General features: G+C 59.3%; 19 protein-coding genes and 1 tRNA gene. 4 read left to right on the top strand and 16 right to left on the bottom strand.

Annotated elements, in window-relative coordinates; genetic code table 11:
* From VWZ81_RS11585 to rpsL, 4 genes are all read right to left on the bottom strand, one after another.
* A partial coding sequence (locus tag VWZ81_RS11585; RefSeq protein ID WP_416542767.1) for a GTP-binding protein occupies positions 1-437 on the bottom strand: 437 nt, incomplete at its 3' end.
* Between the two features lie 66 nt (positions 438-503).
* Positions 504-2,621 carry an elongation factor G gene (fusA, locus tag VWZ81_RS11580; RefSeq protein WP_416534713.1) on the bottom strand — a complete coding sequence of 706 codons (2,118 nt, stop codon included), beginning with the start codon at positions 2,619-2,621 and terminating at the stop codon, positions 504-506.
* Between the two features lie 18 nt (positions 2,622-2,639).
* Positions 2,640-3,110: a 30S ribosomal protein S7 gene (rpsG, locus tag VWZ81_RS11575; protein WP_014876015.1), complete on the bottom strand. Its 471-nt coding sequence runs from the start codon at positions 3,108-3,110 to the stop codon at positions 2,640-2,642.
* Between the two features lie 15 nt (positions 3,111-3,125).
* The gene (rpsL, locus tag VWZ81_RS11570) at positions 3,126-3,497 is read right to left on the bottom strand and encodes a 30S ribosomal protein S12 (RefSeq protein ID WP_005621086.1); all 372 of its coding nucleotides are present in this window, start codon (positions 3,495-3,497) and stop codon (positions 3,126-3,128) included.
* A 416-nt stretch (positions 3,498-3,913) separates the two neighbouring features.
* Between rpsL and VWZ81_RS11565 the strand changes: the two genes are divergently transcribed.
* Positions 3,914-4,690 carry a putative rhamnosyl transferase gene (locus tag VWZ81_RS11565; RefSeq protein WP_416542766.1) on the top strand — a complete coding sequence of 259 codons (777 nt, stop codon included), beginning with the start codon at positions 3,914-3,916 and terminating at the stop codon, positions 4,688-4,690.
* A gap of 5 nt (positions 4,691-4,695) precedes the next feature.
* On the opposite strand, the gene VWZ81_RS11560 is transcribed toward VWZ81_RS11565, so the two are convergent.
* The gene (locus tag VWZ81_RS11560) at positions 4,696-5,598 is read right to left on the bottom strand and encodes a DMT family transporter (RefSeq protein ID WP_416534715.1); all 903 of its coding nucleotides are present in this window, start codon (positions 5,596-5,598) and stop codon (positions 4,696-4,698) included.
* Positions 5,595-6,419 (bottom strand): glycosyltransferase, encoded by an 825-nt coding sequence (locus tag VWZ81_RS11555; protein WP_416542765.1) that lies wholly within the window; start codon positions 6,417-6,419, stop codon positions 5,595-5,597. Before VWZ81_RS11555 ends, VWZ81_RS11560 begins: the two co-directional genes overlap by 4 nt.
* 233 nt (positions 6,420-6,652) lie before the next feature.
* Here VWZ81_RS11555 and VWZ81_RS11550 point away from each other — a divergent pair, with 233 nt between their 5' ends.
* Positions 6,653-6,937 (top strand): DUF6966 domain-containing protein, encoded by a 285-nt coding sequence (locus tag VWZ81_RS11550; RefSeq protein WP_416542764.1) that lies wholly within the window; start codon positions 6,653-6,655, stop codon positions 6,935-6,937.
* Positions 6,938-7,061: 124 nt separating this feature from the next.
* On the opposite strand, the gene rpoC is transcribed toward VWZ81_RS11550, so the two are convergent.
* The 8 genes from rpoC to secE all read right to left on the bottom strand — a co-directional run bounded on the left by rpoC (position 7,062) and on the right by secE (position 20,068).
* On the bottom strand, positions 7,062-11,303 hold the full coding sequence (gene rpoC, locus VWZ81_RS11545; RefSeq protein ID WP_340546578.1) for a DNA-directed RNA polymerase subunit beta': 4,242 nt from the start codon (positions 11,301-11,303) through the stop codon (positions 7,062-7,064).
* 92 nt (positions 11,304-11,395) lie between these two features.
* Positions 11,396-15,532, bottom strand: a complete 4,137-nt coding sequence (gene rpoB, locus VWZ81_RS11540; protein ID WP_340546577.1) for a DNA-directed RNA polymerase subunit beta — start codon at positions 15,530-15,532, stop codon at positions 11,396-11,398.
* Between the two features lie 274 nt (positions 15,533-15,806).
* A complete protein-coding gene (rplL, locus tag VWZ81_RS11535) occupies positions 15,807-16,181 on the bottom strand; it encodes a 50S ribosomal protein L7/L12 (protein WP_340546576.1) in 375 nt (124 codons plus the stop codon).
* A gap of 81 nt (positions 16,182-16,262) precedes the next feature.
* A complete protein-coding gene (gene rplJ / locus VWZ81_RS11530; RefSeq protein ID WP_340546575.1) occupies positions 16,263-16,781 on the bottom strand; it encodes a 50S ribosomal protein L10 in 519 nt (172 codons plus the stop codon).
* Positions 16,782-17,224: 443 nt separating this feature from the next.
* The gene (gene rplA, locus VWZ81_RS11525; RefSeq protein WP_340546574.1) at positions 17,225-17,923 is read right to left on the bottom strand and encodes a 50S ribosomal protein L1; all 699 of its coding nucleotides are present in this window, start codon (positions 17,921-17,923) and stop codon (positions 17,225-17,227) included.
* A 1-nt stretch (position 17,924) separates the two neighbouring features.
* A complete protein-coding gene (rplK, locus tag VWZ81_RS11520) occupies positions 17,925-18,350 on the bottom strand; it encodes a 50S ribosomal protein L11 (RefSeq protein ID WP_014876029.1) in 426 nt (141 codons plus the stop codon).
* A 743-nt stretch (positions 18,351-19,093) separates the two neighbouring features.
* Positions 19,094-19,627, bottom strand: a complete 534-nt coding sequence (gene nusG, locus VWZ81_RS11515) for a transcription termination/antitermination protein NusG (RefSeq protein ID WP_014876030.1) — start codon at positions 19,625-19,627, stop codon at positions 19,094-19,096.
* A gap of 243 nt (positions 19,628-19,870) precedes the next feature.
* Positions 19,871-20,068, bottom strand: a complete 198-nt coding sequence (gene secE / locus VWZ81_RS11510) for a preprotein translocase subunit SecE (RefSeq protein ID WP_008560174.1) — start codon at positions 20,066-20,068, stop codon at positions 19,871-19,873.
* Between the two features lie 245 nt (positions 20,069-20,313).
* Here secE and VWZ81_RS11505 point away from each other — a divergent pair, with 245 nt between their 5' ends.
* On the top strand, positions 20,314-22,506 hold the full coding sequence (locus VWZ81_RS11505) for a tetratricopeptide repeat protein (protein WP_416542763.1): 2,193 nt from the start codon (positions 20,314-20,316) through the stop codon (positions 22,504-22,506).
* 207 nt (positions 22,507-22,713) lie between these two features.
* Here the strand turns inward: VWZ81_RS11505 and VWZ81_RS11500 are convergent.
* Positions 22,714-22,789, bottom strand: a tRNA-Trp gene (locus VWZ81_RS11500).
* Between the two features lie 152 nt (positions 22,790-22,941).
* Here VWZ81_RS11500 and VWZ81_RS11495 point away from each other — a divergent pair.
* The gene (locus VWZ81_RS11495; protein WP_416542762.1) at positions 22,942-23,634 is read left to right on the top strand and encodes a lysophospholipid acyltransferase family protein; all 693 of its coding nucleotides are present in this window, start codon (positions 22,942-22,944) and stop codon (positions 23,632-23,634) included.
* 177 nt (positions 23,635-23,811) lie between these two features.
* On the opposite strand, the gene VWZ81_RS11490 is transcribed toward VWZ81_RS11495, so the two are convergent.
* The coding region (locus VWZ81_RS11490; protein WP_416542768.1) for a hypothetical protein at positions 23,812-23,901 on the bottom strand (90 nt) is incomplete at its 5' end.

The following is a 23,901-nucleotide window of genomic DNA, read 5'->3' as shown; positions in this document are numbered from 1 at the left end:
TCGACCAGCTCCAGGAGCTCTTCGTCGTCGACCTGGTCCACTTTGTTCATGAACACGACCATCTTCGGGATGCCAACCTGGCGGCCCAGCAGGATGTGCTCGCGGGTCTGCGGCATCGGGCCGTCAGCAGCGTTCACAACCAGGATCGCGCCGTCCATCTGCGCCGCACCGGTGATCATGTTTTTCACATAGTCGGCGTGGCCGGGGCAGTCGACGTGGGCGTAGTGACGGCCTTCGGTCTCATATTCCACGTGCGCGGTCGAGATGGTGATGCCGCGGGCTTTCTCTTCAGGTGCGCCGTCGATCTGGTCGTAGGCTTTGAAGTCACCGAAATACTTGGTGATCGCTGCGGTCAGCGTGGTCTTGCCGTGGTCAACGTGGCCGATGGTGCCGATGTTGACGTGCGGTTTTGTACGTTCAAACTTTTCCTTAGCCATGAGAGGCCTCCTTTTCGTGTTGAGAAGGGCACGCGCCGTGGCGCGAACCCCTCAATATCTGTTCGCTTAAGCGAATTTTGCCTGGATCTCGTCAGAGATGTTCTGCGGAACCGGATCGTAATGATCGAACTGCATGGTGAACTGGGCGCGGCCCGAGCTCATCGAACGCAGGGTGTTGATGTAGCCGAACATGTTCGCCAGCGGCACAAATGCGTCGATCGCAATTGCGTTGCCGCGGGGTTCCTGGCCGGTCACCTGACCACGACGCGAGGTCAAATCGCCGATGATGCCACCGGTGTAGTCCTCAGGTGTGATAACTTCCACCTTCATGATCGGTTCCAGCATCTTGGCGCCAGCTTTGCGCATGCCTTCACGCATACACATACGTGCAGCGATTTCGAAGGCCAGAACGCTGGAGTCAACGTCGTGGAACTTACCGTCGATCAGGGCAACCTTGAAGTCGATCACGGGGAAGCCGGCCAGCGGGCCGCTATCCATGACGGACTGGATGCCTTTTTCAACACCGGGGACGTATTCCTTGGGAACGGCACCACCAACGATGCGGCTCTCGAAGGAGTAGCCTTCGCCCGGCTCTGTCGGCGAGATGATCATCTTCACCTCGGCGAACTGACCCGAACCACCCGACTGTTTCTTGTGGGTGTAGGTGTGCTCGACCTCGTGACCGATGGTCTCGCGGTAGGCAACCTGCGGCGCACCGATGTTGGCTTCGACCTTGAATTCACGCTTCAGACGGTCAACCAGGATGTCCAGGTGAAGTTCGCCCATGCCCTTCATGATGGTCTGACCGGACTCGATGTCGGTCTCCACGCGGAAGGACGGATCTTCGGCAGCCAGACGCTGCAGACCCTGGGACATTTTCTCCTGGTCGGCCTTGGTTTTCGGCTCAACCGCGATCTCGATCACCGGATCGGGGAAGGTCATGGTTTCCAGAACCACCGGATCGTTGACGGCGCAGAGCGTGTCACCGGTTGTGGTGTCTTTCAGACCTGCCAGCGCGATGATGTCGCCTGCAAACGCTTCCGTGATTTCCTCACGGTCGTTGGAGTGCATCATCATCATCCGGCCGACGCGTTCTTTCTTGCCCTTGGTGGAGTTCAGGAGCGTGTCGCCCTTGGCCAAGGTACCGGAGTAAACCCGGGTGAAAGTCAGCGAGCCGACGAAGGGGTCGTTCATGATTTTGAACGCCAGACCCGAGAACGCCATCTCGTCGTCCGCACGGCGGGCGATGTCACGGGTTTCGGTTTCGTCACCGGGTTTGAAGCCCATGTAATCAACAACGTCCAGCGGGCTGGGCAGATAGTCGATCACAGCGTTCAACAGCGGCTGAACGCCTTTGTTCTTGAATGCGGAGCCGCCGAGAACCGGAACGAATGCCAAGGCCAGAGTACCCTTGCGCAGCAGTTTGCGCAGGGTCGGGACGTCGGGCTCTTCGCCTTCCAGATAGGCTTCCATCGCGTCGTCGTCCATTTCGACGGCCGCTTCGATCATCTTGCCGCGCCATTCTTCGGCCATGTCTTTCAGGCTGTCACGGATCGGTGCTTTGATCCACGACGCGCCAAGGTCTTCACCCTGCCACAGCCATTCTTCCATGTTGACGAGGTCAACCAGGCCTTCCAGCTCGGTTTCTGCGCCGATCGGAATACCAACCGGAACCGCGCGGGCGCCGGTGCGGTCTTCGATCATGTTGACGCAGTTGAAGAAGTCAGCGCCGATCTTGTCCATCTTGTTGACGAACACCATACGCGGAACCTTGTAGCGGTCAGCCTGACGCCACACGGTTTCGGTCTGGGGTTCAACACCGGCGTTGGCGTCCAGAACACAGACAGCACCGTCGAGAACCGCCAGCGAACGCTCAACTTCGATGGTGAAGTCAACGTGGCCGGGGGTGTCGATGATGTTCAGGCGGTGCTTCGGAGAGTCAGCGGTCTGACCATCTTCGGTGCGTTCCCAGAAGGTGGTGGTCGCAGCCGAGGTGATGGTGATCCCGCGTTCCTGCTCCTGCTCCATCCAGTCCATGGTGGCTGCACCATCGTGCACCTCACCAATGTTGTGGGATTTGCCGGTGTAATACAGGATACGCTCGGAGCAGGTGGTTTTACCTGCGTCGATGTGCGCCATGATACCGAAGTTACGGTATAGGTTGAGCGGATATTCGCGTGCCATAGGTCTAGGTCCCCTAGCTTACCAGCGATAATGGGAGAAGGCTTTGTTAGCCTCTGCCATCTTGTGGGTGTCTTCGCGCTTCTTCACGGCGGTACCGCGGGACTGTACAGCGTCCAGCAGCTCACCGGCGAGGCGTTCTTCCATGGTGTTTTCGTTGCGAGCGCGGGCGGCTTTGATCAGCCAGCGGATCGCCAGGGCTTCGCGGCGCTCGGGGCGCACTTCGACGGGCACCTGGTAGGTGGCACCACCCACACGACGCGAGCGCACTTCGACGGAAGGCTTCACGTTGTCCAGGGCTTCGTGGAAAACTTCCACGGGGGCACGTTTGATTTTCGATTCAACGCGGTCGAATGCGTTGTAAACGATGCTTTCTGCGACCGATTTTTTACCATCGATCATCAGGTTGTTCATGAATTTGGTCAGAACGCGGTCGCCAAACTTGGCGTCGGGCAGAACTTCGCGTTTTTCAGCAGCGTGACGGCGAGACATTTATCAATATCCTTCTTATTTAGGACGCTTCGCGCCGTACTTCGAACGGCGTTGCTTACGGTCTTTGACGCCCTGGGTATCCAGAACACCACGCAGGATGTGGTAACGGACACCGGGAAGGTCTTTTACACGGCCGCCACGGATCAGAACCACGGAGTGTTCCTGAAGGTTGTGGCTTTCACCGGGGATGTAGGAGATCACTTCGAAACCGTTGGTCAGGCGGACCTTCGCAACTTTCCGCATAGCGGAGTTCGGTTTCTTCGGTGTGGTGGTATACACACGGGTGCAGACGCCGCGTTTTTGCGGGCACTGTTCCAGGTGCATGGACTTAGAGCGTTTTACTTTCGGCTGCCGCGGCTTGCGGATCAGCTGTTGGATCGTTGGCATTCCGGTTTTTTCCCCGTCTCAACAACACATGTGTCATGCACGTCCTTGAACGTACGGCTAAATTCGTCGCACTTACGCGTCCGCAAGCGCAAAAACCGCAATCGTTTCCATTCCGAGGTAAACGACGCGGTGGGTTTACAGAGGATCCGCGCAAATAGGCGCACGAGATCTTGAGCCACTTAGATTTTGATATCGGCTTTTGGGGCGACCCCCGGTTGCCGGATAGGCGGGCGTATATGGGGAGTCGCGGGGGATGTCAACAGCGGCTCCCCCGGCCGCATCGGCGTGGCGTCTGCGCGCGTCGGCGGCCGGACAGCGCCGCTGGCCTACAGCTTGCCCGTACAACCTGCGCGGTGCATAGTGCGCCGCGACAGGCGGACCCTCATGAGAGGCCGCAGGCGCGAGGGTCTACAGCGATGCAGGTCATAGGTCTATGCCGTTTTTCCTATCCCGCCATTGGTGGGTTTCAGGTTGAACATGACACGCTTGATGAGCGGATCGCCTATCTCTATGCCGAGGCCCGGCTGAAGGAGCGGTTTGACCTGCTGGAACGGGTCGCCCTGCCCTGTCTGCGCGCCCAGACCGATCAGGACTTCACGCTGGTGATTGTGATTGGCGAGAGCCTGCCAGCGTCACATCTGGCACGGCTGCGCGATCTGACGGCGGATATGCCGCAGGTGCAGATCCGCGCCCTGCCCCCCGGCAACCACCGGCAGGTCATGAAGGAGGTTCTGAATACCGCCCGCAATGACCTGAGCGCGCCCTGCCTGCAATTCCGTCATGACGATGATGATGCGGTCTCGGTGGATTTTGTCGAGCGGCTGCGCCAGACCGCTGGCCAGTGTCAGGGGCTGATCGCACAGAACCAGACGGTTGCGATTGATTTCTGCAAGGGCTTCACCGCGCGCTTCGCGTCGGACGGGATCTATGCGGCAGAGGGGTACCGGCCCTATTTCGTTGCGGCGATGGGCATGTATGTGGCCGGCAACTGCAAGCAGAGCATCATGAATTTTGCCCATCACAAGATTGCGCGTTTCATGCCCAGCATCACGATACCGGATGCGCCGATGTTTGTGCGCACGCTCAACGCCTATAATGACTCCCGTCAGAAAGGCGCCAGAGAACCGGAGCTGAGCCGCCTCACCCCAGCGCAGGAAGGCGAATTCGAAGCGCGCTTTGCAATCCGGGCCTGACGCGTCTACTCGGGCGGTGACAGGGGCGTGCTGGCGCGGCGGCGGGGGCGTTCCCGCAGCAGGCTGAAAACACCGGCAGCCACGACGATGGCCGCCCCCAGCAGGGTGAGCGCATCCGGCCAGCTGTCAAACATCAGCCAGCCAAGCAGCAGGGCCCAGAGCAGCCCGGTGTAGCGAAAGGGCGAAACCGCCGCCACATCACCAACCCGCATGACCATCACCGAGAACAGATAACCGACGAAGATGCAGCCGGCTGCAAAAAGCAGGATAAACGTGGTCGTCAGGGTCAGCGGCTGCCAGTCCTCCTGCAAGCCAAGCACAAGACCGAACAGCAGGACCGACAGCGCCGCCATCAAGCTGACGGTCAGCGAGGGCACCGCCGCCGACATCCGGCGGGTAAAGAGATCACGCGCGGTGATACAAAGAACCGCTGCAAGGGCGTAGCCGGTGCCGCTATCAAAGCCCTCCGGTCCCGGTCGCACGATCAGCAGCATTCCGATAAAACCCGCGCCAATCGCTGCGGCCCGACGCCAGCCGACCTGTTCCCCAAAGAGCAGCACCGCGGCGAGGGTCACGGTCAACGGCAGCATCTGCAAAATGGCCGTCACATTGGCGATGGGCAGGGTCAACAGGGCGCTGAGAAAGAAATAGGTGGTGGCCACCTCAGTCAGGCTGCGGCCTGCGACAAGCCCCCAATCCCGGCGGCTCAGCGACAGGCGCAGGCTGCCATAAGCGCGGGCAAGCGCGTAGATCAGCAGGCTGACGGCAATACCGCGCACCACCAGGATCTGCGAGAGCGGCAGGCTCTGCCCCGCGAGTTTCACCATCCCGTCATTGATCGTGAAACCCGCCATGCTGCCAATCATCAGCAGCGCGCCCAGCTGGTTTCCGGTCAGCCGGGACATCACGGCAGCACAGCTCGCAGCTGGTCCGGCGTCATCGCAAAGTGGCGGTCAAGTGCTGCGGCGATCTCGGCCTCGGACATCTTGTGGGTGATCCCCATCTGCGCAGGTCTGGATTTATTGTCACCATGAATGGTGCGCAAGAAACCCGGCGTCGAGATATCCGACACCACGTTCCAGTGCTGCGCGTAGCGGCGGTGATTGTAGCGGTAGGGATTGCCGCCATATCCGACAGGTGCCACAAGCGCGGCCCCCACCGAGAGCGGCGCCTTTTCGCAGGCATCGAAGATCTCGTCCTGCACGCCCTCCGGCCCCTCGCGGCGGCGCAGGTAGATGCCGCGATTGTTGGCAAGGATAAAGGGGGTGCTCTCTCCCTGTAGCGGGATCATCCCGGTGGCGAGGCGCCGATTGCGGGCGATGTAATCGAGATCCACCGCATCGTCGTCATCCAGACGGAACATCAGGCGATGGGTCGCCCCCTCTGTTGGGACGGCGTTATAGCCCTGCTTCAGCATCTTGTAATGCACGCCGGGCCCCACCGGCATCAGCGTGATATTGTCGGCGGGTTCCAGCAGACGCGACAGGCGTTCCAGATAGGGCTCGGGCATATCTTCAGCCGTGAGGACGATCAGGTGAAATCCCTGATCGCTCTGGCGTAGGAGAGAGCGCAGGCAGAGCCGCTCAAACACCCGGAACCTGAGTTCCATCCGGTCCGGTGCGAAAAGATGAGCCGCCGTATCGGCAAGGGTCGCGAATTTCTCGGAATAATAGGTCGGGGTCAGCACGGAGAAACGCACAAGGCCAACGATGCTGAGTCTGATATCCATTCTGCGCTGTCCTGTTTCGGCCCGACGGGGCACTTCGTCATCCGCAGCAAGAGACCATTCCCGGCGCAAATTGGGAAGATCCTAAATCACGCGAACCGCGCGGTCGGCCCGCAAACGAAGCCGTCGCAACGCAAAACGAGATGTCCGCAAATCGCGTTGGTCCGCTTGGAGCCCAAACTCTCTTCTGCTTGAAAGCCTTGCACGCCTGATTTCTTCGTGTGACATAAAAAGGTATGGGCCCAAAACCGCTTCATCCGGACGTACTTGAATTTATTTCCAGCCTGCGAAAGCTGGAAGCCATTCTTGCAAAGCACGATCAGGAGTTTTGGGCAGAGAAACTGTCACGAGTGCGCCAAGTCGCAGAAAAATCTGATGGTTACAGCGTACAATTATTTGAAGGATTATTTGGTGGCATGGGAAGCTTAAGCGACTTGATCCTTGATGCTCCGGCTTCCGCCAACATCGAGCTTGCGGAAGAACGAACACGTTCATACGAGCTGGCGCAAGCATTGAAATAAACATCCCGGAACGACTGCTTCGCCCCGCAGAGCGGGCCAACATGGTTTGCGGACATCTCCAAGAAAAAGCCCCCCGCAACATAAGTTGCGGGGGGCTTTTTCATTTTAGATAGATCAACGTGGATCAGTCGCGGCTCTCTGGGGTTTCCACCAGAGTGTCGAAGCTCGCCTCGCTGCTGACATCATCCATCGACGGGGCGGCCAGAGCGGCGGCGGCTTCGGCCTCCTCACGGCGCGCCTCGAGGACGACATTGTCACGCGACTGGGCGATGTTGCGCACACGCTGGGTGGCGCCACCGGTACCGGCCGGGATCAGGCGACCCACGATGACGTTCTCCTTGAGGCCGACCAGCTTGTCCTTCTTGCCCTGTACCGAAGCTTCGGTGAGGACACGGGTGGTCTCCTGGAAGGAGGCCGCCGAGATGAAGGAGCGGGTCTGCAGCGACGCCTTGGTGATGCCGAGCAGGATCGGTTCGCCCTGAGCCGGACGCTTGCCACGGGCCAGCGCCTTTTCGTTGGCGGTGTCGAACTCCTGCTTGTCCACGTGCTCGCCTTTCAGCAGCGTCGTGTCGCCGGAGTCGGAGATCTCCCACTTCTGCAGCATCTGGCGAACGATCACCTCGATGTGCTTGTCGTTGATCTTAACACCCTGCAGGCGATAGACGTCCTGAACCTCGTCGATCATGTAGTTCGCCAGAGCCTCAACACCCATGATGGACAGGATGTCATGCGGCGCTGGGTTGCCGTCCATGATGTAGTCACCCTTTTGGACAAAGTCACCTTCCTGAACCGGAATGTGCTTGCCCTTGGGCACCATGTATTCGACGGGCTCCATCGAGTCATCCGCAGGCTCGATCGAGATGCGACGCTTGTTCTTGTAGTCGCGGCCAAAGCGCACGTAACCATCGATTTCGGCGATGATCGCGTGATCCTTCGGACGACGGGCTTCGAACAGTTCCGCAACCCGCGGCAGACCACCGGTAATGTCCTTGGTCTTGGCGCCTTCACGCGGGATACGCGCAACAACGTCACCCGCCATGATCTGCTGGCCTTCTTCGACCGACAGAATGGCGTCCACAGACATCGGGTAGGTCAGCGGGTTGCCCGCATCGCTGCGCACCGGTTCACCGTCACCATCCACCAGGATGATTTCCGGCTTCAGGTCAGAGCCTTTCGGAGCCGCACGCCAGTCGATCACGATCTTCTGGGTCATGCCGGTGGCTTCGTCGGTCTCGTCGCGAACGGCGATACCGGAAACCAGGTCCACATATTTCGCGGTACCGGGTTTTTCGGCGATGATCGGCAGGGTGTAGGGATCCCATTCGAACAGCTTGTCGCCACGAGACACCGACTGGCCTTCCTTGACGAACAGCTTGGAGCCGTAGCCCAGCTTGTGGCTGGCGCGCTCTTCGCCGTGCTCGTCCTGAATGATCAGCTTCATGTTCCGGCCAACAACCAGGGTCTCGCCATTGGCGTTCTCCAGGGTCTGCGGCATCTCGAAGACGATCTTGCCCTCTTGCGAGGCTTCCAGGAAGGACTGCTGACCACCCTGCGCAACGCCACCGATGTGGAAGGTCCGCATCGTCAGCTGTGTGCCGGGTTCACCGATTGACTGGGCCGCGATGATGCCGACGGCCTCACCGGTGTTCACCTGCGTACCGCGGGCGAGGTCACGACCGTAGCACTGGGCGCAGACGCCCTCTTCGGCTTCACAGGTCAGCGGCGAGCGGATACGGGTCGACTGAACGCCGGCCTCTTCCACTGCATCTGCCATGCGCTCGTCGATGAGCTGGCCAGCGGCCACGATGATCTCCTCGGTGCCCGGCTTCTTGATATCCTCTGCCGCAACACGGCCCAGGATACGTTCGCCCAGCGAGGCCACAACTTCACCATCGTTGACAGCGGCTTCGGCGGTGATCGCTGCTTCGGTGCCACAATCGCGATCACGCACGATGCAGTCCTGTGCCACGTCCACCAGACGGCGGGTCAGGTAACCCGAGTTCGCCGTCTTAAGAGCCGTATCCGACAGACCCTTACGGGCACCGTGGGTCGAGTTGAAGTACTCGAGAACGGTCAGGCCTTCTTTAAAGTTCGAGATGATCGGGGTCTCGATGATGTCGCCGTTCGGCTTCGCCATCAGGCCACGCATCCCGCCCAGCTGCTTCATCTGGGTGACCGACCCACGCGCACCGGAGTGGGCCATCATGTAGACCGAGTTCGGTTCCATCACGGCGCCGTTCTCATCCCGCTTGTCAGCGGAGATGGTGCCCATCATCGCATCGGTGACCTTGTCGTTACACTTCGACCAGGCATCGACAACCTTGTTGTACTTTTCGCCCTGGGTGATCAGGCCGTCCATGTACTGCTGTTCGAAGTCCTTCACCTGATCGCGGGTCTCATCGACCAGCGTCCATTTGGTGTCGGGGATCACCATGTCGTCCTTGCCGAACGAAATGCCCGCCTTGAACGCTTCACGGAAACCCATGGTCATGATCTGGTCACAGAAGATCACGGATTCCTTCTGACCGCAGTAGCGGTAGACGGTGTCGATGACCTGCTGAACCTCTTTCTTCCGCAGAAGACGGTTGACCAGTTCAAACGGTGCCTTGACGTTCTTCGGCAGCAGCGCGCCCAGACGGACACGGCCCGGGGTGGTCTCAAAACGCTTGAGGACCTCGTTGCCTTCTTCGTCGATCTGAGTGATCCGCGCGGTGATCTTGGTGTGCAGATGCACTTCGCCGGCGTCCAGCGCGTGCTGAACCTCGTCGATGGTGCCAAAGATCTTGCCTTCGCCGGGCATGCCTTCGCGTTCCAGGGTCACATAGTAGAGACCCAGGATCATATCCTGCGAAGGAACAATGATCGGCGCGCCGTTGGCAGGCGACAGAACGTTGTTTGTGGACATCATCAGGACGCGCGCTTCCAGCTGGGCCTCAAGGCTCAGCGGGACGTGCACAGCCATCTGGTCGCCGTCGAAGTCCGCGTTGAACGCCGAGCAGACCAGCGGGTGCAGCTGGATCGCCTTACCTTCGATCAACGTGGGTTCGAACGCCTGGATCCCGAGACGGTGCAGCGTCGGCGCACGGTTCAGCATAACAGGGTGCTCGCGAATAACCTCGTCGAGGATATCCCACACTTCGGGACGCTCTTTCTCAACCAGCTTTTTCGCCTGTTTCACGGTGGAGGACAGACCTTTGGCCTCCAGACGCGAATAGATGAAGGGCTTGAAGAGTTCGAGCGCCATCTTCTTGGGCAGGCCGCACTGGTGCAGCTTCAGCTCAGGACCGGTCACAATTACCGAACGGCCGGAGAAGTCGACCCGCTTACCCAAAAGGTTCTGACGGAAACGACCCTGCTTACCCTTCAGCATGTCAGAGAGCGACTTCAGCGGACGCTTGTTGGCGCCGGTGATGACGCGGCCGCGACGGCCGTTGTCAAACAGCGCGTCCACGGATTCCTGCAGCATCCGCTTTTCGTTGCGGACGATGATATCCGGCGCGCGCAGTTCGATCAGCCGCTTCAGGCGGTTGTTCCGGTTGATCACGCGGCGATAGAGGTCATTGAGGTCGGAGGTCGCAAAACGGCCACCATCCAGCGGCACCAGCGGACGCAGTTCCGGCGGAATGACCGGGATCACGGTCATGACCATCCATTCCGGGCGGTTGCCGGATTCCAGGAAGCTCTCAACCACTTTGAGGCGTTTGATGATCTTCTTGGGCTTCAGTTCGCCTGTGGCTTCGGCCAGCTCTGCGCGCAGCTGTTCGGCTTCGGCTTCAAGGTCGATGGCCGCCAGCATTTCGCGGATCGCTTCAGCGCCGATATTGGCGGTGAAGGCATCCATGCCGAACTGGTCCTGGGCGTCCATGTATTCTTCTTCGGTCATCATCTGGCCGTAGGTGAGGTCGGTCAGACCCGGCTCGATGACAACATAGTTTTCGAAATACAGAACCCGCTCAAGATCGCGCAGGGTCATATCCAGCATCAGGCCGATGCGCGACGGCAGCGACTTGAGGAACCAGATATGCGCAACCGGCGACGCCAGTTCGATGTGGCCCATGCGCTCGCGGCGGACCTTTTGCAGCGTGACTTCCACACCGCATTTTTCGCAGACAACGCCGCGATATTTCATACGCTTATATTTGCCGCAGAGGCATTCGTAGTCCTTGATCGGGCCAAAGATACGCGCGCAGAAGAGACCGTCACGCTCAGGTTTGAACGTCCGGTAGTTGATGGTTTCCGGCTTTTTGATCTCGCCGTAGGACCACGACAGGATCCGCTCAGGCGAGGCCAGCGACACCTTGATCTCGTCGAAGACCTTCGGCGGCGTCAGCGGGTTGAACGGATTATTCGTCAGTTCCTGGTTCATTTTGATGTCCTCAAATTCGTGCGAAAGGCTGGAGGGGGAGGCAAATTTCTGTGAAGAAATCTGCCAAGATTTTTTGAAAAATCCTGTTCCCCTTACTCGTCACCCTCCGCATCCAGGAGTTCCATATTCAGGCCGAGGCCACGGACTTCTTTCACCAGAACGTTAAACGATTCCGGTACGCCCGCTTCAAAGTTGTCCTCGCCCTTGACGATCGATTCATAGACCTTGGTCCGGCCTGCAACGTCATCCGACTTCACGGTGAGCATCTCCTGCAGGGTGTAGGCGGCGCCATAGGCTTCCAGAGCCCAGACTTCCATCTCACCAAAGCGCTGACCACCGAACTGCGCCTTACCACCCAGCGGCTGCTGCGTGACGAGGGAGTACGGGCCGGTCGAACGCGCGTGGATCTTGTCGTCGACCAGGTGGTGCAGTTTCAGCAGATACTTGATGCCGACGGTGACGGGGCGTGCGAATTGCTCACCCGTACGACCATCAAACAGGACCGACTGACCGGAAGTGTCGAAGCCAGCGCGCACCAGTGCATCGTTGACGTCCGCCTCTTTGGCGCCGTCGAAGACGGGTGTCGCGATCGGCACGCCACGGGTCACATTACCGGCAGCCTCGACCAGATCAGTCTCGGTCATATCGGCAATACCTTCACCGTAGACGTCATCACCATAGGCGTGGTGCATCGCTTCACGCACCGGGGTAAGATCGCCAGAACGACGGTATTCCTGAAGCGCATCATCGACTTTGATACCCAGACCGCGTGCGGCCCAACCCATGTGGGTCTCCAGAATCTGACCAACGTTCATCCGCGACGGAACGCCGAGCGGGTTGAGACAGAAATCGACCGGTGTACCATCGGCGAGGAACGGCATGTCCTCCATCGGCACCACTTTCGAGATCACACCCTTGTTCCCGTGACGGCCGGCCATCTTGTCGCCCGGCTGCAGCTTGCGCTTCACCGCGATAAAGACTTTGACCATCTTCATAACGCCCGGGGGCAGATCGTCGCCGCGACGGACCTTCTCGACCTTGTCTTCAAAACGGGCATCCAGAGCACGTTTCTGTGCTTCGTACTGCTCGTTCAGGGCCTCGACGACCTGTGCGCTCTGCTCGTCTTCCAGCGCCAGCATCCACCACTGACCGCGGCTGAGTGTGTCCAGCAGCTCTTCGGTGATTTCGGAACCGGCCTTGATGCCCTTGGGGCCTTTGACTGCGGTTTTACCCAGCAGCATGCCACGCAGGCGGGCGTAGATGTTGCGATCCAGGATGCCCAGCTCGTCGTCCCGGTCACGGGCCAGACGCTCGACTTCCTCACGCTCGATCTGCAACGCACGTTCGTCTTTCTCCACGCCGTGACGGTTGAAGACCCGCACCTCGACCACGGTCCCGTAGTCGCCCGGCTTCACGCGCAAGCTGGTGTCGCGCACGTCAGATGCTTTTTCGCCAAAGATGGCGCGCAGCAGCTTTTCTTCCGGAGTCATCGGGCTTTCGCCCTTGGGTGTGATCTTGCCAACCAGAATATCGCCCGGCTCCACGTCGGCACCGATGTAAACGATGCCCGCCTCGTCGAGGTTGCGCAGCGCTTCTTCACCGACGTTCGGGATGTCGCGGGTGATCTCTTCCGGCCCAAGCTTGGTATCACGGGCGGCGACTTCGAATTCCTCGATGTGGATCGAAGTAAAGACGTCGTCACGCGCGATGCGCTCGGAGATCAGGATGGAGTCTTCGTAGTTGTAGCCATTCCAGGGCATGAAGGCCACGACGACGTTTTTACCCAGAGCCAGTTCACCCATATCGGTGGACGGACCATCGGCAATCACTTCGCCTTTGCGGACTTCCTGGCCTACTTTCACCAGCGGACGCTGGTTGATGCAGGTGTTCTGGTTCGAACGCTGGAATTTGCGCATACGGTAGATATCAACACCCGCATCGCCCAGTTCCAGATCTTCGGTTGCCCGGATCACGATACGCTGCGCGTCGATCTGGTCGATGATGCCTGCGCGTTTGGCCATGATGGCCGCGCCGGAATCCCGTGCCACGATCTCTTCGATGCCGGTGCCGACCAGCGGCGCCTCGGCACGCAACAGCGGAACCGCCTGACGTTGCATGTTCGAGCCCATCAGAGCGCGGTTAGCATCGTCGTTCTCAAGGAACGGGATCAGCGAGGCCGCAACCGATACCAGCTGTTTCGGGCTGACGTCGATCAGATCCACGCTTTCGCGCGGTGCCAGGGTGTAGTCGCCGGACTGGCGGGTCGAGACCAGATCGTTGACGAATTTGCCGTCTTCATCCAGCGTCGCGTTGGCCTGCGCCACGGTGTGACGCATTTCCTCGGTCGCGGACATATAGTGGACTTCGTCCGTCACCTTGGCGTCGTTGACAACGCGGTAAGGTGTTTCGATGAAGCCATATTTGTTCACGCGAGCAAAGGTCGCCAGCGAGTTGATCAGACCGATGTTCGGGCCTTCCGGTGTCTCAATCGGGCACATCCGACCATAGTGTGTCGGGTGAACGTCGCGCACCTCAAAGCCAGCACGCTCACGGGTCAGACCGCCAGGCCCAAGCGCCGAGAGACGACGCTTGTGCGTCACTTCGGAGAGCGGGTTGGTCTGGTCCATGAACTGCGACAGCTGCGACGAGCCGAAGAATTCACGTACCGCAGCAGCAGCCGGTTTTGCGTTGATCAGATCCTGCGGCATCACCGTGTCGATCTCGACCGAGGACATCCGCTCCTTGATGGCGCGTTCCATGCGCAGCAGACCGACGCGGTACTGATTTTCCATCAGTTCGCCAACGGAGCGCACACGACGGTTGCCGAGGTGGTCGATATCGTCGATGTCGCCCTTGCCGTCACGCAGTTCGACCAGCGCCTTGATGCAGGAGATGATATCTTCCTTGCGCAGGGTGCGCTGAGTGTCCTCGGCGTCCAGAGCAAGGCGCATGTTCATCTTCACACGGCCAACGGCGGAGAGGTCGTAACGCTCGGAATCGAAGAACAGCGTGTCGAACAGCGCGGAGGCAGCTTCGACGGTCGGCGGCTCGCCCGGGCGCATGACACGGTAGATATCCATGAGCGCGGTATCGCGACCCATGTTTTTGTCCTGCGCCATGGTGTTGCGCATGTAGGGGCCGACATTGATGTTGTCGATGTCCAGAACCGGAATGTCGGTGATACCGGCATCCAGCAGTTCCTTGACGGTCCCGCCAATGATTTCGCCGCCCTTGTCATACTCGAGGGTCAGCTCATCGCCGGCCTCGACATAGATGGCGCCGTTTTCTTCGTTGATGATATCCTTGGCGACATATTTGCCAACGATATGCTCAAAGGGAACCAGCAGCTCGCTGATGTTGCCTTCGTCGATCATCTTCTTGACGGCGCGCGGTGTGACCTTCTTGCCGGCTTCGGCAAAGATCTCACCGGTGGCGGCGTCAACCAGATCGTAGGTCGGACGGGTGCCGCGCACGCGCTCGGGGAAGAACGGCGTGACCCAGCCACGGCTCTTCTCCAGCTTGAAGGAAATGGTGTTGTAATAGGCATCCATGATGCCTTCCTGATCCAGACCCAGCGCATAAAGCAGGGTTGTCACAGGCAGTTTACGACGACGGTCGATACGGGCAAAGACGATGTCCTTGGCGTCGAATTCGAAGTCCAGCCAGGAGCCGCGATACGGGATGATGCGGCAGGCAAACAGCAGCTTGCCCGAAGAATGTGTCTTGCCCTTGTCGTGATCGAAGAACACGCCCGGCGAACGGTGCATCTGGGACACGATCACACGCTCGGTGCCGTTGACCACAAAGGTGCCGTTCGGCGTCATCAGGGGCATATCGCCCATGTAGACGTCCTGTTCCTTGATGTCCTTCACCGATTTTGCACCGGTGTCTTCGTCCACATCAAAGACGATCAGACGCAGAGTGACCTTCAGCGGAGCCGAATAGGTCATGTCGCGCTGCATACATTCCTCGACGTCATATTTCGGACGTTCAAAGGAATATTTCACGAACTCCAGAACCGACGTCTCATTAAAGTCCTTGATCGGAAATACCGACTGGAACACGCCCATGATGCCTTCGCCGTCGAGCGGCTGTTCTGCATCACCAGAGCGCAGGAAGAGGTCGTAAGAAGATTTCTGGACCTCGATGAGGTTCGGCATGTCCAGGACTTCGCGGATTTTACCGTAGTATTTGCGAAGACGTTTCTGGCCAAGGAACGATTGAGCCATGTCAGATGTCACCTTTCCAATTCTCACTGAACAAGGATGCCGCCGGGCCCCGGCACCTTGTCCATACGAGACAGCGTGTTCGGATCAATTCATGACCACCTTCCCGAATGGCGGCCTCCCGATCCTTTGAACCTCGCCTGAAAAAACGCCCGTTTACTTGGGCCCTTTCTAAGACAGGTTCGGCTGGACCCGGTTTTCACCGGGCCCAGCCAAATTTCCGGGATGTTCAGAGGACGTCGAAACCGACACCCCATGTTGTCCCGTATCGCGTAGCTTAGGCCAGTTCGATCTCGGCGCCAGCTGCTTCCAGCTTGCCTTTGATGTCTTCGGCTTCGTCCTTGCTGACGCCTTCTTTGATCTTGCCGCCAGCTTCGACCAGCTCTTTGGCTTCTTTCAGACCAAGACCGGTGATGCCGCGAACTTCTTTGATCACGTTGATTTTGGATGCGCCAGCGTTTTTCAGAACGACGTCGAATTCGGTCTTTTCTTCTTCCGCTGCGCCACCGGCGTCGCCGCCAGCTGCCATGACAACGGCGCCGCCAGCTGCGGGCTCGATGCCATACTCATCCTTCAGGATGGTTTTCAGTTCTTGTGCTTCAAGCAGGGTCAGACCAACGATGTCTTCTGCGAGTTTCTTCAGATCAGCCATTTTATCAGCTCTTTCCGTTTACAGTGTGTGTGTTCCAACGTGCGGGCATATGCCCGACGCCAGTCATTCAGTGCCAACCGCTTACGCAGCTTCCGCCTTCTCTTCGATGGTCGAAAGGATGCTTGCGATGTTGCTTGCAGGTGCGCCAATTGCGCCAGCGATGTTGGAAGCAGGTGCGCCAATGCAGCTTGCGATCTGAGCAATAAGCTCGTCGCGCGAAGGCATTTTCGACACGGCTTCAACGCCGGCACGGTCCAGAGCGTTCTCACCCATCGCGCCGCCAAGGATCTCGAACTTTTTGTTCTCCTTGGCGAAATCCTCGGCCACCTTAGCGGCGGACACGGGATCTTCGGAATAGGTCAGTACGGTCATCCCTGTCAGCAGGTCAGACATGCTTTCACACGGCTTACCCTCGAGGGCGATTTTGGCGAGCCTGTTCTTGGCAACACGCACGGAGCTACCGGCGTCGCTTGCACGCGCCCGCAGATCCTGCATCTCTGCAACTGTCAGACCGGCATAGTGGGCTACGACCACCACGCCAGAGCTTTCGAAGATCTGGCCGAGTTCCTCGACCACTCTCTCTTTCTGGGCTCTATCCACAGTTCTCTCCAAGTTTAGGGACACTTGCGCATCCCGGCTCATTGATGTGCCGAACATTGCTGCCCGGCGTTCAAGTCCGTTTTAACGGGGTGAGCCAAAATCACCCGAGGGTAGGAATTCCCTCGATCCTTTGGTCGTTCCCGTCTCAGGAGGGAAATTAAGACCCGATCGACAGGCCACCCACCATCTTGGACGAAATGAAATAAAGCGCACGACGAATCGCACGCTTTATCTCGGGGTCGTAGTTAGTCCCATTTTTAGGGATTTCCAAGGGCAAAATCGTCCGAAAGACCACCAAGGCCAGGATCAGCCGAGATCGCCACAATGACACCCCCGAAAAGGCAAAACCGGGGCCCCCATCAGGGACCCCGGTCTATCGTCAATGCGGCGTTTCTGACACATGCGACTCGGCGCACTGTCAGCCCTCGCCCCGCCTGCCGAGATTACTCGGTAACAGCGGTTTCCACGTCAACGGTGACGCCCGGACCCATAGTGGAGGACAGAGCGATTTTCTTCATGTAAGCGCCCTTGGCACCCGACGGCTTTGCCTTGGCAACCGCAGAGATGAAGGCACGTACGTTTTCGATCAGCTTGGCTTCGTCGAAGGAAGCTTTGCCAACGCCAGCGTGCACAACGCCGCCTTTTTCAGCTTTGAACTGAACTTCGCCACCCTTGGCTGCTTCCACGGCCGCTTTCACGTCCATGGTCACGGTGCCGACCTTGGGGTTCGGCATCAGGTTGCGGGGGCCAAGCACTTTACCCAGACGGCCAACGATCGGCATCATGTCAGGGGTTGCAATGCAGCGATCGAAATCGATGGTGCCACCCTGGATGGTTTCCATCAGGTCTTCTGCACCGACGATATCCGCGCCAGCTTCCTTGGCTTCGTCAGCCTTCGCGCCACGGGCGAAAACAGCAACGCGCATGTCTTTGCCGGTGCCGTTGGGCAGGCCAACCACGCCGCGAACCATCTGGTCTGCGTGACGGGTGTCAACGCCGAGGTTCATGGCGATTTCGACGGTTTCGTCGAATTTTGCGTTTGCGTTTGCCTTGATCAGGGCAACCGCTTCTTCCACCGACAGGTTGTCCTTGCCAGCGAAAGCTTCGCGCGCAGCGCGGGTCCGTTTACCGAGCTTAGCCATCTTACTTCACCTCGATGCCCATGGAGCGGGCAGAGCCCAGGATGATCTGCATCGCGGCTTCGATGTCGTTCGCGTTCAGATCTTTCATTTTTGCTTCGGCGATTTCCTTCACCTGAGCAACGCTGACGGTGCCCACGGTTTCGCGCGACGGGTTGTTCGCGCCGGATTTCACTTTGGCGGCCTTCTTCAGGTAGTAAGACGCAGGCGGCGTCTTGATGTCCATGGTGAAGGACTTGTCCTGATAGTAGGTGATCACGGTCGGGCACGGCGCGCCGGGCTCCATGTCTGCGGTCTTGGCGTTGAACGCCTTGCAGAATTCCATGATGTTGATGCCGCGCTGACCCAGTGCCGGACCGACCGGCGGGGATGGGTTTGCCTTACCGGCGGGCACTTGCAGCTTCATTGTGCCAACAAGCTTCTTAGCCATTTGGTGTTCCTTTCAACGAGGACAGGACGCGTCCTGCCCGGAGAATGTTGCGTGGTCCGATGTCAGGATCGCGATCCCTAGATCTCCCACGAGAGAATCTCGCCCGAAGGCGATAAAGGCGGCGTGTATAGGGGAATGCGGGGGTTGGCAAGTACGTTGCGCAACAGTCCTATTGTAACGCTAAGGTCCAAATAATTCTGACCCCAATCTTTCTCTAGACCTATGGGTCCGGAGCGCGACCAACTCGAATTACGCCTTCGTCTGCGCTTCGGACATAGTACTGCACAGTATTGCCACCCGGACCAAAGAGCAAAGCTTTGCTCCCAAACAAACCAGAGCCACCAAACCTAGCTTTGACAGTCTTGGTCTGAGGGCCGGGAATATCACTTGCCACAGCGCGCATTCCGCCAGCTTCGCAACTGATGGATGAAATGATTGCTCTACTGGTCGAATCAATAGGAATGTCAAGTTTAGTTGGCGTGTCAAAAGTTCGGCTAAAGTCTGGCCCCTGAACCGTGCAATTTGCAACAATGGGAGAGCCATTGTTTTCGGCGCTGAACGTCATGGAGCGCGTCTTAACTACTGAAGCAGCAGGCTCACTAGCTACTGGCTGAGGCTCAGGTTCATTCGTTGCCGTCGTCGTATTGCATGCTGACAATCCGACGCAACTTACCAACAAAAACCAACGCATAAAGATCTCCCGCAATAAGATAGACGGACGATCAGTAAGCGCGTTAAAATTGTCAACCCTGCTTCGTAACCTGCGTAAAGTCCAGCTCCACCGGGGTTTCCCGGCCAAAGATGGACACGGTGACCTTGAGCTTTTGATTGTCGTCGTCGACGCCTTCGACCATGCCGTCGAAATCTTCGAACGGACCGTCATTGACTTTGACTTTCTCACCAACCTCGAAGGAAATGAGGGTGCGCGGTGCCTCTTCGCCTTCTTGGACGCGGCCCAGGATCCCCTGCACTTCGGCGTCGCGCATCGGCATCGGGCGGCCTTGCGGACCGAGGAAGCCGGTGACCCGGTTAATGGAGGAAATCAGGTGGTAGCCGCGGTCGGACATTTCCATATGCACCAGCACGTAGCCGGGCATGAAGCGACGCTCTGTCGAGACTTTCTTGCCGCGACGAATTTCGATCACCTCTTCGGTGGGGACCAGAACTTCGTCGATTTCGTCTTCCAGACCCTGCTCTGCGACCGACGTGCGGATCTGCTCTGCGATTTTCTTTTCGAAGTTCGAAAGAACGCTGACCGAATACCACCGTTTCGCCATGAACCTGATCGTCCTTGTGTCTCTTGGCCGACAAGTGTGTCGGGCCACTGCTAAAATAAGATACAGCCTTGGGGCTGCGCTCTAACAAAAAGCGGCGCGCGACACGAATCGCCACACGCCTACGTCAGAGTTAATCGCTCACCTACCGCCCTGGGAGTCCAAGATCAAGAGGTGAGCCGCCAATTGCGAAGCCAAGCTGCCCTTCGCCACAACGGGTTGCGCGATCGGGGCTGCCAGACGGGTTTAGCCGAACATGCCCAGAATGCCCTCAAGCCCAAAGCGGATCAGGATATCCACGATGGCAAAGAAGACGGCCGTCAACGCCGCCATGACAAACACCATCACGGTGGTCAGCAGCACCTCACGGCGGGTCGGCCAGACGACCTTGGAAACTTCGGCGCGAACCTGCTGGATGAACTGGACGGGGTTTGTGGTGGCCATGAGGCGGGGTTCTCTCTGCTTGCAATCAAGCAGCGATTTAACCGCAGACCATGGCAATTTCAAGCCCTGCTGCACCTTCACCGATGGCTCGGGGCGGGTTCTTCAGGTCCGCGCCGCAGCATCCGCCGAGAAGCAATCAATTCTATCTTAATTTTCGCGGGCCATAAATATCCGCCATGGGGCACCGCAGATGTCAGCACATCGCGCCCTGCCCGTTACCGAGCGCGATTATGAGATAGGATTCCATGACCCTCGCACAGAACGATCAGCAGGCGACCAGCCTGAGCCAAACCACCCCGGCAGGGGCTGCCACCCAGCGCGAAGCGCAGGCAACCCCGCCGCTGACAATGCAGATTTCCAGCAAGCTCTCTGGCCGTAGTCGGCGGCTGCCACCGCAAGACAATGCGAAGCTGGACCCCGAACATCAGGAGCAACTGACCGCGCTGTTTCAGCATGGACATTTCCAGCAGGCCGCAACCCGTTGCGCAGAGCTGCTGAACAGCCATCGGAGATCAGCATTCCTGTGGGAACTGCTGGGCCGCTGCCATCTTGCGCAGACCGCCCTGGATGAAGCGGCGACCTGCCTGAACAAAGCCTGCGAGCTGAACCCGACCTCCGCCACGACCTTTGCCGCGATGGGTGATGTCTACCGGCGCCAGAACCGGCCAGTGGATGCGATTGCCCTGTATAAAAAGGCTCTGACACTGGATTCGACCTGCCTGCCCGCGCTCAACAATCTGGGCAACACGCTGCTGGAGCAGGATCGCATCATCGAGGCCGATCAGTGTTTCGCCACCGCGATTGATCAAGCGCCTGACAACGCGCAACTGCTTTACAACCGTGCCAATATCCAGCGTCAGCTGGGGAACATGGGGATCGCCCGCGATCTCTATGGTCAGGCCGCGCGCTTTGCCCCGAACTTCCTGGAAGCGCGGTACAACCTTGCCCAGCTCACCGGTATGATCAGCCAGCAGAGCGAGGCGATCCGTCATCTGGACCAGATTCTACTGGCCCGCCCCAATGACGATCGCGCCCGCGCCCAGAAGCTGCGCCTGATGGCGGAGCTGTGCGATTGGCGCTGGCTGGACGAATATCAGGAGCACCGTCGGCACCTTGGGCTGCGTGGGTCCGCCTGCGCCCCGCAAGCGCAGATCGCGCTTGAGGACAATCCAGACCTACTGCGCATCCGGATGCAGGCCCATGCCAGCTCCCGCCCGCAATCTGACCCGGCGCCGCAACGGCCGAGGGCAGAAACACGCCCACAGCGGCTGCGTGTCGGCTATTTCGTCAGCTCGACCCAGGATCTCGATGCGCTGCGACTGCTCGACAGCCTGCTGGCCCGCCACGATCAGAGCCGATTCGCGCTTTACGTCTATGCGGCCAGCGCACCGCGCGCGGATCTGGTCGGCGTCCACCACCGCGATATCCGCGGACTGTCCGCAACCACCATCAAGACACAGGCCGTCGCGGATCAGCTGGATATCGCAATTGACCTGACCAGCTATACCCACGAAGCCGACGCAACCGTGTTTTCGGCCCGGATCGCGCCGGTACAGATTGCCATGCCCGGTTTTCCGGGCACCATGGGCACTCCGGCGTATGACTATATCCTCGGCGATGCGGTTACCTGCCCGCCCGGCAGCGAGCGCTATTTCGAGGAACATGTGATCCGCATGCCGCACAGCTATCAGAGTGTTACAGCTCTGCAGGACCTCTCCGGCCACCAGTTCAGCCGACGCGACTGCGGCCTGCCCGATGATGCCTTTGTCTTCTGCAGCTTTACCGCCAGCCATGCGTTAACCCCACGTGAATTTGATATCTGGATGCGCCTGCTGGCCCGTGTGGAGGGCAGCGTTCTGTGGCTCCCGGACTACCCAGAAGAGGCACAGGCTGCACTGCGACAGGCCGCAAGCGACCGCCGTGTCGACCCGGATCGCGTGATCTTTGCCGCCGCCAGCACCGGCGAGGAGCGTATGGCGCGCAGCATGGTCGCAGATCTGTTCCTGGACAGCTTCACCCTCAATGCCGGTCCGGCAGCGCGCGACGCACTGGCTGCCGGGCTACCGGTGCTGACAATGGCGGGGCGCCAGTTCGCTGCCCGCACCACCGCAAGCCTGCTGGCCGCTGCCGACATGGAAGACCTGCTGACCACCACGCCCCAGGCCTATGAGGCACGGGCGCTGGAACTGGCCGAGGACCGGGATCAGCTGCTGGCACTGCGCAGCAAACTGCGGCTGATGCAGACGAAAGCACCGCTGTTTGATACCACGCGCTACATGCGGGATCTGGAACGCGGGCTGGACATGGTTTTTGCCCGCCATAGCGACGCACTGCTGCCACAGCATGTGACGGTTCCGGCCGAGGATGTGGTGCCTGCAAAACCAACCGACAGCTACAGCGCGGCACAGACCGCAGGCACGCCCATTCACGCCGCCTGATCAGGGCAATCTTCACCCTGAAACCCAACGCTTCCCCCGCCCCAGAAAGGCGGCGGAGGCGTTTTGTCTTCCATATGGACTGGATCCGGCGGGACTGATCCACGACGAGAGAGAGCGGACAGGCGCAGCTGCGGGGCGGCCAATCGAAATGAGGCCCGAGCTAGAACGAGGCCCGTGCTGGGATGTCTTGTGTCTGAGATGAGAGAGTGGCAGGGGCATCAGGGTTCGAACCCGAGACCTACGGTTTTGGAGACCGTCGCTCTACCAACTGAGCTATACCCCTACGGTGCGGCAGTTCCTAAGCCAGAGCTGCGCGGCTGGCAAGAGGGAAATCAACGAAATCGCCCGGATTTCCGCGCGTCCTCCCGCGATGACTGGCCCCACTCGCCATGCTTCAGTATGACAGAGAAAAATGTCCAGAGGAAAGATCCCAGAGTGAGCCTGCGCAAAAAGATCGCCGACAGTCCGAAAGTGAACCGCGCCGTCGAGGCCCTGCTGGCGGGATATGTGCGATTCGCCCATCGCACCTCGCGCTGGGAGCGCCGCGGGTTCGAGGAAATGGATGCCTGTGTCGCCTCTGGAGAGCCGGTGATCTTTGTGCTCTGGCACCAGCGACTGATCATGGCCCCCTATCTGTTTGACACCTCTCTGGGCCGGATCTGCGCGCTGACCTCTGCGGCGCGGGCCGGGCGGCTGGCGGGACAGATTCTGGTGCGTCTGGGGTTTGAGACCATCCCGATGTCCAGCCACAAACGCCATGTGGCACTGTCCCGCGAAGTCCTGCGCCGCACCAAGGAGGGGTGTTCTATCGGCATTGCCGCTGACGGACCAAGAGGGCCGGCTCGTATTTCCTCGGGCGTACCGATCACTTGGGCGCGGATGACCGGATGCCGTGTGTTCACTGTCGCGTTTGCAGAACGGAAAGTGATTAAGCTGCCAACCTGGGATCAGCAGATGCTGCCTCTGCCGTTCTCACGTGGTGTTCTCCTCTGTCAGGAATGGACGGATGAGGTGCCGAAGAAGCCAAGCGATGAGCAGGTTGAGACGCTGCGGCTGAGCCTGCAGGCTTCGCTGGACAAGATTACGGACACGGCCGACCGGACCGTCGGGCAGCCTCCGCGCAGATAGACATGGCTAGAGGCCTGGCGGTCAGGTCGCCCCCTGCCCTGTTCCAGCGTCATCGCATAGAAAAAGGCCGCCCCGGTTGGAGCGGCCTTTCTATTTTCTCACCTGAGTGGCTCTCGGTGATTTTCTAGCGAAAACCACCTGTCACCGCAGGCCAGAGTTTCCGGTGGAAACTCGACCTTAGTCGGTGATTTTCGACACAACGCCGGCGCCGACGGTGCGGCCGCCTTCGCGGATCGCAAAGCGCAGGCCCTGCTCCATCGCGATCGG

The sequence above is a fragment of the Phaeobacter sp. JH20_34 genome (assembly GCF_048056095.1).
GTDB classification, from domain to species: domain Bacteria; phylum Pseudomonadota; class Alphaproteobacteria; order Rhodobacterales; family Rhodobacteraceae; genus Phaeobacter; species Phaeobacter bryozoorum.
Note: the sequence above shows the minus strand (reverse complement) of the source record. Positions and strands in the feature narration are given on the sequence as shown.

What these genes read in the sequence shown, in the direction of transcription:
- rpsL (WP_005621086.1), bottom strand. Translation starts at nt 3,497, where the DNA reads ATGCCAACGATCCAACAGCTGATCCGCAAGCCGCGGCAGCCGAAAGTA.
- secE (WP_008560174.1), bottom strand. Translation starts at nt 20,068, where the DNA reads ATGGCCACCACAAACCCCGTCCAGTTCATCCAGCAGGTTCGCGCCGAA.
- VWZ81_RS11565 (WP_416542766.1), top strand. Translation starts at nt 3,914, where the DNA reads ATGCAGGTCATAGGTCTATGCCGTTTTTCCTATCCCGCCATTGGTGGG.
- nusG (WP_014876030.1), bottom strand. Translation starts at nt 19,627, where the DNA reads ATGGCGAAACGGTGGTATTCGGTCAGCGTTCTTTCGAACTTCGAAAAG.
- rpsG (WP_014876015.1), bottom strand. Translation starts at nt 3,110, where the DNA reads ATGTCTCGCCGTCACGCTGCTGAAAAACGCGAAGTTCTGCCCGACGCC.
- VWZ81_RS11550 (WP_416542764.1), top strand. Translation starts at nt 6,653, where the DNA reads ATGGGCCCAAAACCGCTTCATCCGGACGTACTTGAATTTATTTCCAGC.
- fusA (WP_416534713.1), bottom strand. Translation starts at nt 2,621, where the DNA reads ATGGCACGCGAATATCCGCTCAACCTATACCGTAACTTCGGTATCATG.
- rpoC (WP_340546578.1), bottom strand. Translation starts at nt 11,303, where the DNA reads ATGAACCAGGAACTGACGAATAATCCGTTCAACCCGCTGACGCCGCCG.
- rplK (WP_014876029.1), bottom strand. Translation starts at nt 18,350, where the DNA reads ATGGCTAAGAAGCTTGTTGGCACAATGAAGCTGCAAGTGCCCGCCGGT.
- rpoB (WP_340546577.1), bottom strand. Translation starts at nt 15,532, where the DNA reads ATGGCTCAATCGTTCCTTGGCCAGAAACGTCTTCGCAAATACTACGGT.
- rplL (WP_340546576.1), bottom strand. Translation starts at nt 16,181, where the DNA reads ATGGCTGATCTGAAGAAACTCGCAGAAGACATCGTTGGTCTGACCCTG.
- rplA (WP_340546574.1), bottom strand. Translation starts at nt 17,923, where the DNA reads ATGGCTAAGCTCGGTAAACGGACCCGCGCTGCGCGCGAAGCTTTCGCT.
- VWZ81_RS11555 (WP_416542765.1), bottom strand. Translation starts at nt 6,419, where the DNA reads ATGGATATCAGACTCAGCATCGTTGGCCTTGTGCGTTTCTCCGTGCTG.
- VWZ81_RS11505 (WP_416542763.1), top strand. Translation starts at nt 20,314, where the DNA reads ATGACCCTCGCACAGAACGATCAGCAGGCGACCAGCCTGAGCCAAACC.